At 66.8% G+C, this 14,999-nt stretch carries 14 protein-coding genes and 1 pseudogene; 7 read left to right on the top strand and 8 right to left on the bottom strand.

Annotated elements, in window-relative coordinates; translation table 11 throughout:
- Nucleotides 1-105: 105 nt before the first annotated feature.
- From mmsB to ASF98_RS23620, 3 genes and pseudogenes are all read left to right on the top strand, one after another.
- Complete coding sequence (gene mmsB, locus ASF98_RS05635; RefSeq protein WP_055798650.1) at nucleotides 106-1,008, top strand: 3-hydroxyisobutyrate dehydrogenase; 903 nt, start codon at nucleotides 106-108, stop codon at nucleotides 1,006-1,008.
- A gap of 31 nt (nucleotides 1,009-1,039) precedes the next feature.
- Complete coding sequence (locus ASF98_RS05630) at nucleotides 1,040-2,524, top strand: CoA-acylating methylmalonate-semialdehyde dehydrogenase (protein ID WP_055798647.1); 1,485 nt, start codon at nucleotides 1,040-1,042, stop codon at nucleotides 2,522-2,524.
- A gap of 165 nt (nucleotides 2,525-2,689) precedes the next feature.
- Nucleotides 2,690-3,656 (top strand): annotated as a pseudogene (locus tag ASF98_RS23620) (HNH endonuclease); the annotation flags it as partial.
- A 79-nt stretch (nucleotides 3,657-3,735) separates the two neighbouring features.
- Here ASF98_RS23620 and ASF98_RS05620 read toward each other — a convergent pair.
- The 3 genes from ASF98_RS05620 to ASF98_RS05610 form a co-directional block, all read right to left on the bottom strand.
- Nucleotides 3,736-4,287 (bottom strand): hypothetical protein, encoded by a 552-nt coding sequence (locus tag ASF98_RS05620; RefSeq protein ID WP_055798642.1) that lies wholly within the window; start codon nucleotides 4,285-4,287, stop codon nucleotides 3,736-3,738.
- A gap of 106 nt (nucleotides 4,288-4,393) precedes the next feature.
- Complete coding sequence (locus ASF98_RS05615; RefSeq protein ID WP_055798639.1) at nucleotides 4,394-5,521, bottom strand: winged helix DNA-binding domain-containing protein; 1,128 nt, start codon at nucleotides 5,519-5,521, stop codon at nucleotides 4,394-4,396.
- 6 nt (nucleotides 5,522-5,527) lie between these two features.
- The gene (locus ASF98_RS05610) at nucleotides 5,528-6,334 is read right to left on the bottom strand and encodes an SGNH/GDSL hydrolase family protein (RefSeq protein WP_235505617.1); all 807 of its coding nucleotides are present in this window, start codon (nucleotides 6,332-6,334) and stop codon (nucleotides 5,528-5,530) included.
- Between the two features lie 149 nt (nucleotides 6,335-6,483).
- Between ASF98_RS05610 and ASF98_RS05605 the strand changes: the two genes are divergently transcribed.
- Nucleotides 6,484-7,134 carry an alpha/beta hydrolase gene (locus tag ASF98_RS05605; protein WP_055798632.1) on the top strand — a complete coding sequence of 217 codons (651 nt, stop codon included), beginning with the start codon at nucleotides 6,484-6,486 and terminating at the stop codon, nucleotides 7,132-7,134.
- A gap of 15 nt (nucleotides 7,135-7,149) precedes the next feature.
- On the opposite strand, the gene ASF98_RS05600 is transcribed toward ASF98_RS05605, so the two are convergent.
- A complete protein-coding gene (locus ASF98_RS05600; protein ID WP_055798629.1) occupies nucleotides 7,150-7,386 on the bottom strand; it encodes an RNA-binding S4 domain-containing protein in 237 nt (78 codons plus the stop codon).
- Between the two features lie 33 nt (nucleotides 7,387-7,419).
- Between ASF98_RS05600 and ASF98_RS05595 the strand changes: the two genes are divergently transcribed.
- The 3 genes from ASF98_RS05595 (at nucleotide 7,420) to ASF98_RS05585 (ending at nucleotide 10,947) form a co-directional block, all read left to right on the top strand.
- On the top strand, nucleotides 7,420-8,427 hold the full coding sequence (locus tag ASF98_RS05595) for a DMT family transporter (protein WP_055798626.1): 1,008 nt from the start codon (nucleotides 7,420-7,422) through the stop codon (nucleotides 8,425-8,427).
- 124 nt (nucleotides 8,428-8,551) lie between these two features.
- Nucleotides 8,552-9,937 (top strand): glycine--tRNA ligase, encoded by a 1,386-nt coding sequence (locus ASF98_RS05590; protein WP_055798624.1) that lies wholly within the window; start codon nucleotides 8,552-8,554, stop codon nucleotides 9,935-9,937.
- A 2-nt stretch (nucleotides 9,938-9,939) separates the two neighbouring features.
- Nucleotides 9,940-10,947, top strand: a complete 1,008-nt coding sequence (locus ASF98_RS05585; protein WP_055798621.1) for a GNAT family N-acetyltransferase — start codon at nucleotides 9,940-9,942, stop codon at nucleotides 10,945-10,947.
- 77 nt (nucleotides 10,948-11,024) lie between these two features.
- Here the strand turns inward: ASF98_RS05585 and ASF98_RS05580 are convergent, their stop codons facing one another.
- From ASF98_RS05580 to ASF98_RS05565, 4 genes are all read right to left on the bottom strand, one after another.
- Nucleotides 11,025-12,464: a short-chain fatty acid transporter gene (locus ASF98_RS05580; RefSeq protein WP_235505614.1), complete on the bottom strand. Its 1,440-nt coding sequence runs from the start codon at nucleotides 12,462-12,464 to the stop codon at nucleotides 11,025-11,027.
- An 80-nt stretch (nucleotides 12,465-12,544) separates the two neighbouring features.
- Entirely contained in the window at nucleotides 12,545-13,375 is an 831-nt protein-coding gene (locus tag ASF98_RS05575) for a lysophospholipid acyltransferase family protein (RefSeq protein ID WP_055798619.1), read from the bottom strand.
- Nucleotide 13,376: 1 nt separating this feature from the next.
- Nucleotides 13,377-14,189 (bottom strand): DUF1295 domain-containing protein, encoded by an 813-nt coding sequence (locus tag ASF98_RS05570; RefSeq protein WP_055798616.1) that lies wholly within the window; start codon nucleotides 14,187-14,189, stop codon nucleotides 13,377-13,379.
- A 2-nt stretch (nucleotides 14,190-14,191) separates the two neighbouring features.
- On the bottom strand, nucleotides 14,192-14,926 hold the full coding sequence (locus tag ASF98_RS05565) for an alpha/beta hydrolase (RefSeq protein ID WP_055798614.1): 735 nt from the start codon (nucleotides 14,924-14,926) through the stop codon (nucleotides 14,192-14,194).
- Nucleotides 14,927-14,999 lie beyond the last annotated feature (73 nt).

Here is a 14,999-nt window from a genome sequence, read left to right as displayed (position 1 = left end):
ATACCGTCTGTATTTTTTCCTCTTGATTGCACTGTAACAGGGTGTGATGGTGGACACGGAACTTCCAGCAATAGGGCTGGTACACGAAGCAAAGGAGCTTTCGCCATGGCAGTTGTCGCCTGGATCGGTCTCGGAAACATGGGTGGGTCGATGTCAGCAAACCTGGCTAAGGCCGGTCACGACGTCCGCGGATTCGACCTCAATCCCGAGGCGGTGGCGGCTGCCGAAGCAGCCGGCGTGAAGCCCGTGGCCAGCATTGCCGCGGCCGTGGACGGTGCCGACGTCGTCTTCACCATGCTGCCGAAGGGCGAGCACGCCCGTGCCGTGTACCTGGGCGAGGACGGCGTCCTGGCCCACGCCGACACCCGGACGCTGCTGGTGGATTCCTCGACCATCGACATCGCCTCCGCCCAGGCATTGCACGACGCCGCCGCTGCCGCCGGCTTCCGGTTCGTGGACGCCCCGGTCTCGGGCGGCATGAGCGGCGCGAAGGCGGGGACGCTCACCTTCATGATCGGCGGCGAGGCGGGCGCCGTGGCCGAGGCCACCGAATACATCCGCCCCATGGCCTCCAACATCATTCCCACCGGCGGCGCCACCACGGGGCAGGCAGCGAAGATCTGCAACAACCTGATGCTCTTCATCAACCTCGCCTCCACCGCCGAAGGTGCCGTACTCGCCGACCGCCTGGGCTTGGACAAGCAGGTCTTCTGGGACATCGCCTCGGTGTCCTCCGGCGACAGCTGGGCGCTGCGGACCTGGTACCCGGTGGCCGGCGTCGTGCCCACCGCTGCCTCCAACAACGACTTCGCCCCGACGTTTACCACGGAACTGGCGAACAAGGACATCGGCCTGGCCATCAGCGCTGCCCGCGACACCGGCACTCCACTGGAGATCGGCGAGCACGTGCAGACGCTCTTCCAGCGCCTCATCGACTCCGGGCAGTCCGGCAAGGACTGCTCCATGATCATCAAACTCGTCGACGGCTCGCTCGAGTCCTCCAACTAACCGCAGCCTGCTTCACGAATAGGACTTACCCATGGAACGCATTCCGCACTTCATCAACGGCGCCCTGATCAGCGACGCCGACCGCTTCGGCCCCGTCTTCAACCCCGCCACCGGAGCACAGGACAAAGAGGTGGCCCTCGCGTCGGCCGCACGCGTGGAGGAGGCCATCGCTGCCGCCCAGGCCGCCCTGCCGGGCTGGCGGGCCACGAGCCTGGCCAAGCGCACCAACATCTTCTTCCGGGTCCGGGAACTCCTCACGCAGCGGAAGTCCGAGCTGGCTGCCATCCTCACCAGCGAGCACGGCAAGGTGCTTTCCGATGCTGAAGGCGAGATCTCCCGAGGCCTCGAAAACATCGAATTCGCCACCGGACTCTCCCACATGCTCAAGGGCGAACGCTCGGAGCAGGTGTCCAGCGGCGTGGACGTCCACTCAGTGCGCCAGCCGGTCGGCGTGGTCGCCTGCATCACCCCGTTCAACTTCCCGGCCATGGTGCCGTTGTGGATGATCGGCAGTGCGCTCGCCTGCGGCAACACCGTGCTCCTCAAGCCCAGCGAGAAGGACCCGTCGTCGGCCGTTTTCATTGCCCAAGTCTTCGCGGAGGCGGGCCTGCCCCCGGGCGTCCTGAACGTGGTCCACGGCGACAAGGAGGCCGTGGACGTCCTGCTGGAACACCCCGGCGTCAAGGCTGTCAGCTTTGTGGGATCCACTCCGATCGCGCAGTCCATCTACAAGCGTGCGGCCGACCACGGCAAGCGCGTCCAAGCACTGGGCGGCGCCAAGAACCACATGGTGGTCCTGCCGGACGCAGACTTGGACATGGCCGCTGACGCCGCCGTGTCAGCTGCCTACGGCTCGGCGGGTGAACGGTGCATGGCGGTGTCCGTGCTGGTGGCGGTGGGCAGCATTGCCGACGACTTGGTGAAAGCCATTTCCACGCGCATGGCGGACCTCAACATCGGTCCCGGCACGGACCCGGCCTCGCAGATGGGTCCGCTCATCACGAAGGAACACCGGGACAGGGTCGCGTCGTACGTGGCCGGGGCAGCCGAGGAGGGCGCCACGGTTGTGGTGGACGGGCGCGAGCAGGTCTTTGACTCGGACGGTTTCTTCATCGGGGTCAGTCTCGTGGACCACGTCAAGCCGGGCATGAAGGTGTACGACGACGAGATCTTCGGCCCCGTGCTGTCGGTGGTACGCGCGGACAGCTACAGCGACGCCGTCAAGCTGGTGAACGACAACGAGTTCGGCAACGGAGTCGCCATCTTCACGCGCGACGGCGGCGCGGCGCGCCAGTTCGAGTTCGACGTCGAGGCCGGTATGGTGGGCGTCAACGTGCCCATCCCGGTACCGGTGGGGACGTTCTCGTTTGGCGGCTGGAAGAACTCGCTGTTCGGCGACACCCACATGTACGGCCCGGACAGCATCCGCTTCTACACCCGCGGAAAAGTGGTGACCACACGCTGGCCGGATCCGTCCACGTCGGTGATCGACCTCGGCTTCCCGCAGGTGGACTAGGAGGTCAGTCGTTGGGGCGGCCGCTGGCCCGCTTTTTGTCGGTGGTCACTGCCAGACTTCAGCCATGGAAGGCAATAGCCGGCCGGGAGAGGCTTCGGACGACGCAGGGCGCGGGATCACGGTCAGGGACCTTATCGGTCTCCTGGCTTCGATCCGACCCTGTAGCGACAGCGCCGCCCTGATCGACCAAAGCTGCTTGGACTGGCCAAAGCACTGGTGACGGAGATGCCCCACACCCTTGCAGCCCTGCGCACCGGGCAGCTCAATGAGTGGCGCGCCACGCTGCTGGTGAAAGAGACCGCCTGTTTATCCGCGGCAGACCGGTGTGCCGTCGATGAAGAACTCGCTGCAGATATCGGGACCCTGGCCGGCGCCGGCGACCGGACCATCGTCGCGGCGGCCCGGACGGCGGCGTATCGGCTGGACCCCCACTCAGTGGTGAATCGTGCCCGCCAGACCGTGGCAGACCGGCACGTGAGCCTTCGCCCGGCACCGGACGCCATGACTTACCTGACCGCGCTACTCCCGGTCACAGCCGGTGTGGCAGTCCACGCAGCGCTCACCCGGCAGTCGGACGCGCCGAGCTCGGCCGGAGACAGCCGTTCCCGCGGACAAATCATGGCGGATGACTTGGTAGAACGCATCACGGGGACGCCGGGCGGGATCGTGGGAATTGAAATCCAGCCGGCTCTACACGGCCCCGTGCACCGGAGACCTGATAGCCATGGATTCCCGGGCCAGGCTCTTCCCTGCCGGTCTTCGCCGCTTCATCCAGGCACGCGATGACACCTGCCGCACGCCGTACTGCGATGCGCCGATCCGCCACCACGACCACATCGTTGCATGGCAGCACGGAGGGCCTACGAGCGTTAGCAACGGCAGCGGGCTCTGCGAATCCTGCAACCACACCAAGGAGTCCCCTGGCTGGCACGCAGAACCGCGGCCAGGACCTCGGCACACGCTGGAAATCCCCACTCCGACCGGGCATGGCTACCAATCCATGGCGCCTCCACTGCCCGGGACATCACTGCCCGCGCCGCCGCCGCCTATGAACCGTCGCCATAGACGCGAGCTTCTTCACCGCGCGAAGATTCTCAAACGCTCCCGGCTAGTCGGCCCGCTGGCTGCCTGAGGACAGACTGCGGAAGGGAACCGGCGGCCCGAAGTAAGCCGGCGGCCCGAAGGAAAACGTCAGCATTGGGAGGGGGCGCCTAACCCTTCATGATCTCGTCACGCCGGGTCATGTATTCCTCCATGGCGATTTCGCCGTTGCTGTATTGCTGGTCAAGTTCCGCCAGTTTCCGCGCGCGGAAACCCTGAGGGGCCGACGGCGGCGGGGGAGTAACCGGGGCGGACGGCTGCTGCGGCTGCTGGCGTGACTGGTTGGCCGGATACTCGGGGCTGTCCTCGTACGGTACCTGTCCGGGGCCGCCGGGGGCAGGATGGCCGGGGTTTTGGAAACCCGGAGCCGGGTAGCCGGGGTTCTGGTAGGGCTGGTCGAGCGGGGGCTGCTGGCCGCCGCCGAGCTGCCGGAAACCGCCGCCGAAGTAGTCCTGCTGGGTGTAGCCGTCACGCGGCTGGTTGTTGGGCCGGCCTGGCTGCTGGCCAGGAAACTGGTTCGGGAACTGCCCGGGAAACTGACCCGGGTACTGTCCGTTGAAATCCTGGTTCTGGTTCCTGCCCCGGACGGACTTCCGGTACATACGCATGGCGAAGGGAATCAGGAACGACAGGATGATGATCCAGAAGAACACGTTGCTCACAGTGGAGGGCCTCTCAGAAGTGTCCCTTCAGTTTAACCCCCGGCCGGCAGACTGCCCTGGCCGATCACTTCCGGCCGATCATTTCCATACGATCGTTCCCGTTGCATCATTTCCGCACCGCGGGCGTCCCCAGGAACCTTCCGTACTCAGTAACTGCTTTGTCGATCGCACGGTGGCCGGCCGGGCCGGGATCAGAGCGGGTGCGGATATCCAGCTCACAGCGTCCGCCGGCCAGGTCATGGCGCCACGAACCGATCATGCGGCCGTCGCTCAGCACAACATGCATCGGAGTGTCCCGCTCAGGAAGGGCGGGGGCGGTGCCGCCCAGGAAATACCGTGACCGTGAATAGCCCATGACGTATTCGTCGTAGCACTGGATCAGGTCGACCCTAGGCCCGCCTTCGGCCTCGGCAGCAGGCCCGGGCGCGGCAGCAGGCCCGCGCCCGGCGGAACTGAAATAGAAGTCCAGTCCGTCCAGCGTCGCAGCCGTGAGTACGTCGGGTTCAGCCTCCAGCACGAGTCCCAGCCCCAGCCGGACATCAGTCACTGTGAGCCCGGACCAGTCGGCACAGTCCTTGACCGTGGCCGGTCCGCGGCTGAGGAAATAGCGGCGGACGAGTTCGGCCAGCGCCTCGGAGCGGTGTTCGTGACCGTCCGCTGACGCCGGCACGCGTTCATCGAAGAGCGCGTACGTCTGCTTGAGCGCGCCGCCAGTGCTGCGCACGGGTATGCCGCTGGTCAGGACGCCACTGATCTCAGCATGCATGATCAGGTAGGCAAGCTCCAGGCCTTTGGCTGCGAATCCGTGGCGCTGCAATTCCAGGGCGAGCTGCTCCCGGGTTTTGTGGGCGCCGCCGGCAACGGCATCGGCCAGGATCCGGGCGCTTCGGGACGCTGCTTCGGCGTCGATGCCGGTCTGGCGGTACATGCCCCCGTTGCCCTGGTGCAGCCGGGGAGCCGAGAGCATCAGAAGCCAGCGAAGGTCGTCCCGGTGCACAAAATGCCAGGTGGGCCGGAGGATATGGGTCCGGAGGATCCGGCCGTCGGCCACTGCCTCTTCGACATCGGCAGCGGAGGCTCCTGCAGTGCGCTGCGCCAGCGACCAGCGGGCATACGGGAACTCCTGTGACTGGACGGCGAGGAGGTTCTTCAGTGCAGCTTCGGCAGAGACCGCGCGCGGATGGCGGAGCTGCTGTTGGCTGAGCCGCAGCCTGACGACGTCGTCAGCGTCCACGTTCGCCTACTTCCGGTCGGACTCGAGTCCCGCTGCCCCTAGTCCCGCGGCCTCGCCCGAGCCCAGCGGCATTCCGGGCCCGAATACGGGACCTGGCGTGGGGCGCTTGGCCGTGATGCCGTCCCCGGATGACTGGTGGCGAAGCCGGCGGACAACCCACGGCACGAAGTATTCGCGTGCCCACACCAGGTCGCCGGACCGCGCCTGCCGCCAGCTGCGCTGGGGCAGGGGCTTGGGGGAGAGCGGCTCCAGGGTGTGCTGGATGTTCAGTGAATCGAGCACCATCGCGGCTATGGTGTGGTGGCCCAAAGGCGAGAAGTGCAGGCGGTCCTGGTCCCACATCTGCGGATCGCTGAGCTGGCGGAGGGACCACATGTCGGCGATGACGGCATCGTGCCGCGCGGCCACGGTGCGAAGGTTTTCGTTGTAGATGGCGATCTTGCTGCGGACCCTGCCCAGGACGGATGAACCGGTGTCCGGGCCGTTGAACAACACCACGGTGGCGCCGCCCAGGCTGAGGATGTGCACCACCGAGTCCAGCTTTTCAGCCAGCGCATCAGGGTCGCCGCCGGGCCGGATGAGGTCGTTGCCTCCGGCCGAGAGGGTCACCAGGTCAGGCTTGAGGGCCAGGCACGGTGCCAGCTGCTGGTCAACGATCTGTTCCAGGAGCCGTCCCCGCACCGCAAGGTTGGCATAGGCAAAATCGCTGTGCCCGCGGCTCAGTTCCTCGGCCACCCGGTCCGCCCAGCCACGGTGCCCGCCGGGACTTCCCGGTTCGGGGTCGCCGATGCCCTCGGTAAAGGAATCGCCCATGGCAATGTAGCGTCCCCAGGGGTGGCTATCAACGGTGTCCTGCGGGTTCGGAATGGCTTCAGTTTCGCTCACGTTTCCATCCTGCCTCGTAGGTAACAAGCTACGCCACCGTAGGTTGTTACCCGGAGGTAACTGCAAGAATGGAACCCATGACTGAAGCCGACGTTTCCACTGCCCCTGTTGTCCTGTGGTCCACTCCTGACGAAGAGCGCTCGGGTAAGCCACTCCTGGTCCTGCTGCACGGCTACGGTGCCAACGAACAGGACCTGCTCAGCCTTGTCGATCTGCTGCCCGGCGATTTCGCGGTGGCGTCCGTCCGCGCCCCCATCGCCATGGGCCCGGGGTTCACATGGTTCCCGCTGACGGACTCCGCCGACTATTCACTCGACGCGGTTAAGGATGCCGCCGCCTTTGTGCTGGACTGGCTCGACGGCGTCAAAGGTGACCACCCGTCCGTCACGTTGCTCGGGTTCTCCATGGGAATGGCGATGGCCACCACGCTGCTGAGGCAGCGCCCGGCGGACTTCGCCGCCGTCGTCGGGCTTTCCGGCTTTGCGGTGAACGCCGGAGGGGACCCGACTTTCCGGGACGACGAACTGGACGGCAGCGTTCCGTTGTTCTGGGGCCGCGACCAGCAGGACCCCGTCATTACCCAGGACAAGATCGAATTCACCATGGGCTGGGTGCGGAAGCACGTGAAGCTGACGAAGGTCCTCTACACAGGGATGTGGCACGGGATCAACCAGCAGGAGATCGGCCACGTTTCCGAATTCCTCACCCACGAGGTGCTGAAAAAGTAGTTAGCGCTGCAACGGCTAGGAACCGGCGGGAGTCAGAATCCGCACGGTCCGGCCGTTCACGGTGACCGTGTCGCCATGGTGCAGCTGCCGGCCGCGGCGGTCGTCGATGTCGCCGTTGACCTTGACCAGGCCGTTCTTGATCAGCTCCGTGGCCTCAACTCCGTCCTCCACGAGGCTGGCCAGCTTCAGGAGCTGGCCCAGGCGGATCATCTCGTCGCGGATGGGGATCTCTTCGATTTCCGGGTTGCTCATACAAGCAATGATGCCTGACGTAAGGTGAATCCAGTGACCCATGCACCCCGTCTGCCCCTCATTGCAGGACTGCCGATTGCCGTAGCCGCCGGACTCGCCATCCCCGTCCAGGGCCGGATCAACGGCGCACTGGGCGCCCGGCTGGACGACGGCATTGCCGCCGCCGTGGTGAGTTTCACCACGGGACTGATCGTGATGGTCCTGGTGTCGCTGGTCCTGCCGCGGGGACGCCGCGGGCTCGCCCAGATCCTGCCCGCGCTCCGGGAACGCCGGTTTCCCCCGATCTACGTGATGGCAGGCGGCATCGGCGCGTTCTTTGTGTTTGCGCAGTCCTTCACCGTTGGCCTGCTGGGCGTGGCCCTGTTTACGGTTGCCACCGTCACCGGGCAAACGCTCAGCGGGCTGCTCGTGGACCGGCTCGGCATCGGCCCCGCCGGCAAGAAGTCCGTCACCGCCATCCGTGTCATCGGCACTGTGCTGACCATCGCCGCCGTCGCGTGGGCAGTGTCCCCGCGGTTCGGCGGCGCCGGGGGTTCCGGGGCCGGTTCCGGGGGCGGCACCGACCCGGCGCAGCTGCTCCTCCCGGTGCTCCTGCCCGTTATTGCCGGTTTCCTGATGAGCTTCCAGCAGGCCATGAACGGGACGGCCACGGTGCACTACGGCACCCCAATCGCGGCCACCCTGGTGAATTTCATCTCCGGCGCCACGGTGCTGTGGCTGGCCTGGCTGATCAAGCTGGCGGTCGCCGGGCCCGGCAACGGGCTGCCGGCCGAATGGTGGTACTACCTCGGCGGTCCCATGGGCTGCGCGTTCATCGGACTGGGCGCACTACTGGTCCGGAGCCTGGGGGTCCTGGTCACCGGGCTGGGCATGATTGCGGGCCAGCTGCTGGGGTCATTGGGCCTGGACCTCGCCTTTCCCGCGCCCGGCACGGTGGTGGCCCTGCCCACGATCCTCGGCACCGTCCTGACGCTCGGTGCGATAGTCCTGGCCACCCTTCCCTGGCCGCGCGGCGCCCTCAAGCGGCAGCCGGGCCGGTAGGCTAGGACACGCAGCTTCCTGCACATCTTTCCTTCGTACCGCCCCGCCCGGCAACCAGCAGGGTACAGGGGCCTAGAAACCGCGCGGACCGCACCCAGCGGCCCTGTAGAAATTGGAGTTCCCCATGGCAGCAAAATCCGTTCTCGACCAGGTCATCTCCCTCTCCAAGAGGAGGGGCTTCGTTTTCCAGGCCGGTGAAATCTATGGTGGCTCCCGTTCTGCCTGGGACTACGGGCCCCTCGGCGCCGAGCTGAAGGAAAACATCAAGCGCCAGTGGTGGCAGTCGGTAGTCCGCGGCCGCGAGGACGTGGTGGGCCTGGACTCCTCCGTGATCCTGCCCCGCCAGGTCTGGGAAGCCTCCGGCCACGTGGAGGTCTTCTCCGATCCCCTGGTGGAGTGCCTTTCCTGCCACAAGCGGTACCGTGCCGACCACCTCGAAGAAGAGTACGAGGAAAAGAAGGGCCGTCCGGCCGAAAACGGCCTGGAGGACATTGCCTGCGCCAACTGCGGCACCCGTGGTGAATGGACCGAGCCCCAGGAATTCTCCGGCCTGCTCAAGACCTTCCTCGGTCCGGTGGCCAGCGAGGAAGGCATGCACTACCTGCGCCCGGAAACCGCGCAGGGCATCTTCGTGAACTTCAACAACGTGCTCACAACCTCCCGGAAGAAGCCGCCGTTCGGCATCGGCCAGATCGGCAAGTCCTTCCGCAACGAGATCACGCCCGGAAACTTCATCTTCCGCACCCGTGAGTTCGAGCAGATGGAGATGGAATTCTTCGTCGAGCCGGGCACGGACGAGCAGTGGCACCAGTACTGGATGAAGGAACGCATGGACTGGTACACCGGACTGGGCCTCAAAGCCGAGAACCTGCGTTTCTTCGAGCACCCGCTGGAGAAGCTGAGCCACTACTCCAAGGGCACCACGGACATCGAATACCGCTTCGGCTTCCAGGGCTCCGAGTGGGGCGAGCTGGAAGGCATCGCCAACCGCACGGACTTCGACCTCTCCACGCACTCCAAGGCGTCCGGCCACGACCTGAGCTACTTCAACCAGGCCACCAACGAGCGCTACACCCCGTATGTGATCGAACCCGCCGCCGGCCTGACCCGGTCCTTCATGGCGTTCCTCATTGACGCGTACACCGAGGATGAGGCCCCCAACGCCAAGGGCGGCGTGGACGTGCGCACCGTGCTCAAGCTGGACCCGCGCCTGGCCCCCGTCAAGGCCGCCGTGCTGCCGCTGAGCCGCAACGAGGACCTGTCCCCGAAGGCCAAGGCCCTGGGCACCCAGCTGCGCAAGAACTGGAACATCGACTTCGACGATGCCGGCGCCATCGGCCGCCGATACCGCCGCCAGGACGAAATCGGCACCCCGTTCTGCATCACCGTGGACTTCGACACCCTCGAGGACCAGGCCGTGACCATCCGCGAACGCGACACCATGAGCCAGGAACGCGTCTCCCTGGACAAGGTGGAGGGCTACCTGGCCGCGCGGCTGATCGGCGCCTGAGCATGGCCATCGAATACCACGAATGGCGCGAGGGCGACGACCTTGCACTGCTCGAACTCTGGGGCGGCCCGGAGACCGAACAGGCTCGGCAGTTCCGCGGCACGCTCGCACCCTCGGGCAACACGCCGTGGCGCCGCTGCATTGTGGCCGAGGACGTCGTGGACGGCGTGGCCATCCCGGTCGCGGCGGCAGTGGTCCACGAAGCATCGCTGCACCCCGAACGCCTCTGGATGTACATCGAGGTGGCAAAGGACCACCGCCGCGCCGGCGTTGGCTCCACCCTGCTGACCATGCTCCGGCACGAAGCCGGCCAGGCGCCGTCGGGCGTGTCCAGGCTGCGGACCAAGGTGGAGCCGGGCACGCCCGGCGCCGCGTTCGCCGAAGCTGCCGGCCTGGTTCCGGTCCAGCGCTCACGCCTCGTCGTGGTGGCACCGGGGGCGCTCAAGCTGCCGGTCTTCGGCGACGGTTCGGAGGCCGCGGCCTCCGAACAGATCGAGGACCTTGCCACCGGTTCGGTGGAACTCAGCGACGTGGTGGGCCGGTACTACACGGCCGTGCACACCTGGGATAGCCCGGGCGAGCTCAGCATCGGCACCGTGCAGCGGCTGTTCCTCGACGAACTCAGCGGGGCGCACGGCGCGATCGTGCTCCGGGCGCCGAAGGCCAGCGCCTTCGGCCAGGGTGTCCCGGCCAGCAGGAAGGGCCGGCTCGAGGCATTCGCCATCAGCTACGCGGAACTTGCCCCCGGCGGCGAGAACCCGGCGGGCGGCGAGGGGTCCGCGTCGGGCCAGCCAACGGATGTGTTCGTCGGCCACGATCCCAAGCTGTCCGAGGAGGAAGCCCGCTCGGCGGTCCGCGATCTTCTGGCGCTCATCGCGTTCCAGCACCCCGTGGTGCTGGAACTGGACGATTCGATGACTGCCCTGCGCGCCGTCGTCGAGCCTTTGCTGCAGAGCGGCACGGCCAGCCTCCGGGGCAGCGAAACCCTGGTGGTTTCCGACCCCGCCTAGGCACTAACGCAATTGACCCGCAGCGGCAGCCGTTTCGACGGCGCCCGCTGCGGGTCAATGTGGTTTAAGGCCGCCGGCTACTTGGGGATCACCGGGGGAACGAAGTCGAACGTCATTCCCAGCAGCCACACCAGCAGGAGAACCACGGGCAGGTGGAACACGAACTGCAGGAAGGTGAAGCCCACCAGGTCACGGGCCCGGAGTTTGAGCACGGCGAGCAGCGGCAGCATGAAGAACGGGTTGATCAGGTTGGGCAGCGCCTCCGCTATGTTGTAGATCTGGACGGTCCAGCCCAGGTTCATGTTCACATCCGTCGCCGCCTGCATCACGTACGGCGCCTCCACGAGCCATTTCCCGCCGCCGGAGGGCACAAACAGGCCCAGCACGGCCGTGTAGAGGGCAATCACGACGGCGAAAGCACCGCCGCCGCCGATGTCCGAGAAGAATTCGGCCAAATGTGCCGACAGTGACATGCCCCCGTGGCCGGTGGCCTTAGTGAGGATGGCGGCCATGGCAGCGTAGAGCGGAAACTGCACCAGGATTCCTGCGGTCGCCGGGACTGCTTTGGTCACTGCCTGCAGGAAGTTCCGCGGCGTCCGGTGCAGCACCAGGCCCAGGATGAGGAATACGAGCAGGTAGCCGTTGAGGCTGCTGACCACCGTCAGGAATGGCTTCGTGAGGAACTGCGAGACCAGCCAGCCCAACGTCAGGATCCCCGCGAGGACCGGCAGGATCACGCTGTACTCCAGCCATTCGCCGGGCCGCGACCGTGGCTCGGGTTCGCTGGGGTCGTCGTCGAGATCCACACCGAGATCCGCGGCCGTGCGCACCGCGGCACCCCGCGGCGCCGAGAAATGGGCGATCACCGTGGTCAGCGCCATGAGGATGGCCAGGGTGAGCAGTGATTGCCACGTGAAGATGGTGGTGCCGAAATCCAGGACCCCGGTGATCTTGAGGAGCGCCGGCGGCAGGGAGGCTGCGGTGGCCTGCAACTGGGCGGCCGAGGACGACAGCCCCAGCGCCCATACGGCGCCGAGGCCCATGAAGGCGGCCGCACCGAGCGCCCGGTAGTCCACGGACAGGTCCTTGCGCCGTGCAATGGCACGCGCCAGGAGGCCGCCAAAGATCAGGCTGAGGCCCCAGTTGAGGAAGGACACGGACATCGACAGCATCGCCACGAAGCTCACGGCGGTCCGGGCGGTCGACGGAACCAGCGCGAGCCGGTCGATGAGCTTGGCCACCGGGGGAGAGGTGGCCACCACGTAGCCGGTGAGGACAACCATGGACATCTGCAGCGTGAATGCTGTGAGGTCCCAGAATCCGTTGCCGAAGGAATCGGCGATGGATTGCGGTGAGGCGCCGATCGCGAGGGCAGCTACGGCAATGAGGACCACGCCGGCCAGGGCGAAGATATACGCGTCCGGAAACCACTTTTCCGTCCACGCCGCCAGCCTCTGGGCCAGGCGGGCCAGGCCGCGTTCGTCGATCTCGCTTCTTGTCAGGACGGTGTCTGCCACAGGAAGGATCCCTCTCCATTGAGTGCGTGCAAATGTGCTTGCGTACCCATGGAGCCTAGCCAAGGCCCGGCTCTGCCTGCCTAAGCGCGCCGTCCGCCCGCGCGCCGGGGACCCTCCGCCTCATCCAGCCGCCGGCGTTCCGCGTCCGTGGGAGCACCGCCGCCCAGGTGCGCGGGCATCCACCAGTCGCCGGGCCGGGGTGCGCGGGGGAAGTCCGCGATGGCGGCGTCGATTCCGGCCTGCAGGATGCTCCGCAACCTTTCAGTGGCAGGCTGGGCGTCACGGGCGGGATCGGGCAAAACCGCGGGCAGCAGGGGCTCGCCCACGTGGATCCGCACAGGCGCGCGCCAGGCGCGAAGTGGTGAGAACCCGCGGTGGCGGGTCATCAGCCGGTGCGCTCCCCACACCGAAACGGGAATGATCGGCACGCCGGCTTCTGCCGCCATCCTGACGGCACCGGTCTTGCAGTCGCGGACCGTGAAGCTGCGGCTGACGCCCGCCTCGGGAAGGACGGCGATGTACTCGCCCGCGCGTAGTTTCTCGACGGCGGCGTCATACGCGCCGCTGCCCGAACCGTATGGAACCACGACATGTCCGGCACCGCTGATGGCCGGACCGGCGAGCCAATGGTCGGCCGCGCCCTGGGTCACCAGGTAGCGCAGCTCGGCCCGGTTGTGGCTCCACAGGAGCATCTCGGCGAAGGCAAAATCGAGGTAACCGAAATGGGTGATGGCGACGACGGCTCCCGCACCCGGCACCACCAGACGGGACGCACCCTTGAGCGGCCCCGGTGGTGGCAGGTGTTCGCGCCCCGTGACGATGACGCGGATCCGGAAGAACCTGCGCAGCGCCAGCCCGGTGCCCACGATGAAACGGTAGAAGCGGTCATTGGGCTGCGGCCGCCAGGCCATTTCAGCGCCCGCCCGCCGGCCGCCGCGGGGGCCAGGGGATAAAGCCCGACGTCGACTCGACGTATTCCTTGTAGCCCGGCCGGGCGGACATCGCCTTCTCCGTGAGCGGCTTCCCGGTCTTGCCCGCGAGCGCCCAGACCATCAGGGCCGGAGACAGTATGGTCAGGATTCCGGGCCAGGAGTCTGCGGCAATCAGGAACAGGCCGGTCCAGACGGCGGCGTCCCCGAAGTAGTTGGGGTGCCGGGTGTAACGCCACAGCCCCGTCTTCAGCACTGTTCCCTTGTTGGACGGGTTCTTCTTGAACTGTGCGAGTTGCCAGTCGCCCACCGTTTCGAACACGAAGCCGATGACCCACAGCAGCACTCCCAGGAGGGCGACCCAGCCCACTGCACCGGTGGCGAACATCCCTACCTGAACCGTCAGGGACACGAAGAACATCACAAGGCCCTGGGGCAGGTAGACACGGCGCAGTGCGTACACATCGCGGGAGCCCGGGGCGTCGCTGAGCATTGCCTCGTAGCGGGGATCTTCATGGCCGCCACGGGCGCGCCAGCCGATGTGGGTTCCGAGGCGGAGGCCCCAGACGCCTGTCAGCAGCAACAGCAGGAGGCGCCTGCCGTCGTCGCCCGTGCCGGAGGACAGCAGCCATGAGGCGACGGCGACGGCAACGAAGCCGGGTCCCCATGCCACGTCCATGACGGAGTGCCGTTTCTGCACCACGGCCACGGCGAAGGTGACCGCGAGGACACCCGCCACGGCCAGCGCCGTCCAAGGCAGGCTGGCCAGGAATTCGTTCACGGGAAAGTCGGCCATGGTCACAGCACCACCGGAATACCGGGGGCGGCGCCGGCCGGAAGCAAGGCATCCAACCATGCCGAATCGCCGTCCAGTTCCACACCGGTGCTTTCCGCAAAGGCCTTGAGGACAAAGCCGGCGGCCAGCGTGTGCCACAGCCGGACCTTGCGGAACATGAAGTGACCTGCCCCGGCCAACGAGACATAGCGCATCTCGTCGGCCAGATCCGCTGCCCGTTGCGCAAATTTCAGCGATTGGGCCGGGCTTGTCCAGCGGTCCCTGGAACCGTGGACAATCAGCACCCTGCGGCCAGCCACATTTTCGGCCGGTGTCTCGGCGCTCAGCCAGGGGGCCAGGGCCACCACGGCGTCCACCTGGGGATCGTCGGCCGCGCACATGGCAGTGAGTCCGCCCATCGAGTGCCCCAGGAGGTAGACGGGCACTCCCGGGTGCCGGGCGTGGATCCGGGCCAGCGCCCATCGAGCATCCTGCAGCGGTGACATGTCCGGGCCGTTCCAGCCGCGTACGCTGTTCCGCAACGTCCAGACGGCAAGTCCGTGGCTGCCGCCGGCGCGGTGCAGGTGCTTGGCGAAGGGCACCATGCGGGCGGGGCTCAGGTGGCGGGCCTCTACGGGCTCGTAGCTGTGCGAGCGGCCGCCGTGCAGGACCAGGGCCACGCCGCGGGTAACGCCCGCCGCCTCGCGCACAGTTAGTACGGGCTTGTTGCTGCCTGCGTCATTCCTGCGATTACCCATGCGGGCCTCCAGACTCCTCGTCCTACATTTATAAACCCAAGGGTCCCGGCAATACGTCCAACCGGCCCTTCCC

The organism is Arthrobacter sp. Leaf337 (assembly GCF_001423745.1).
Lineage (GTDB): Bacteria > Actinomycetota > Actinomycetes > Actinomycetales > Micrococcaceae > Arthrobacter.
This window is presented reverse-complemented; position numbering and strand designations above follow the sequence as displayed.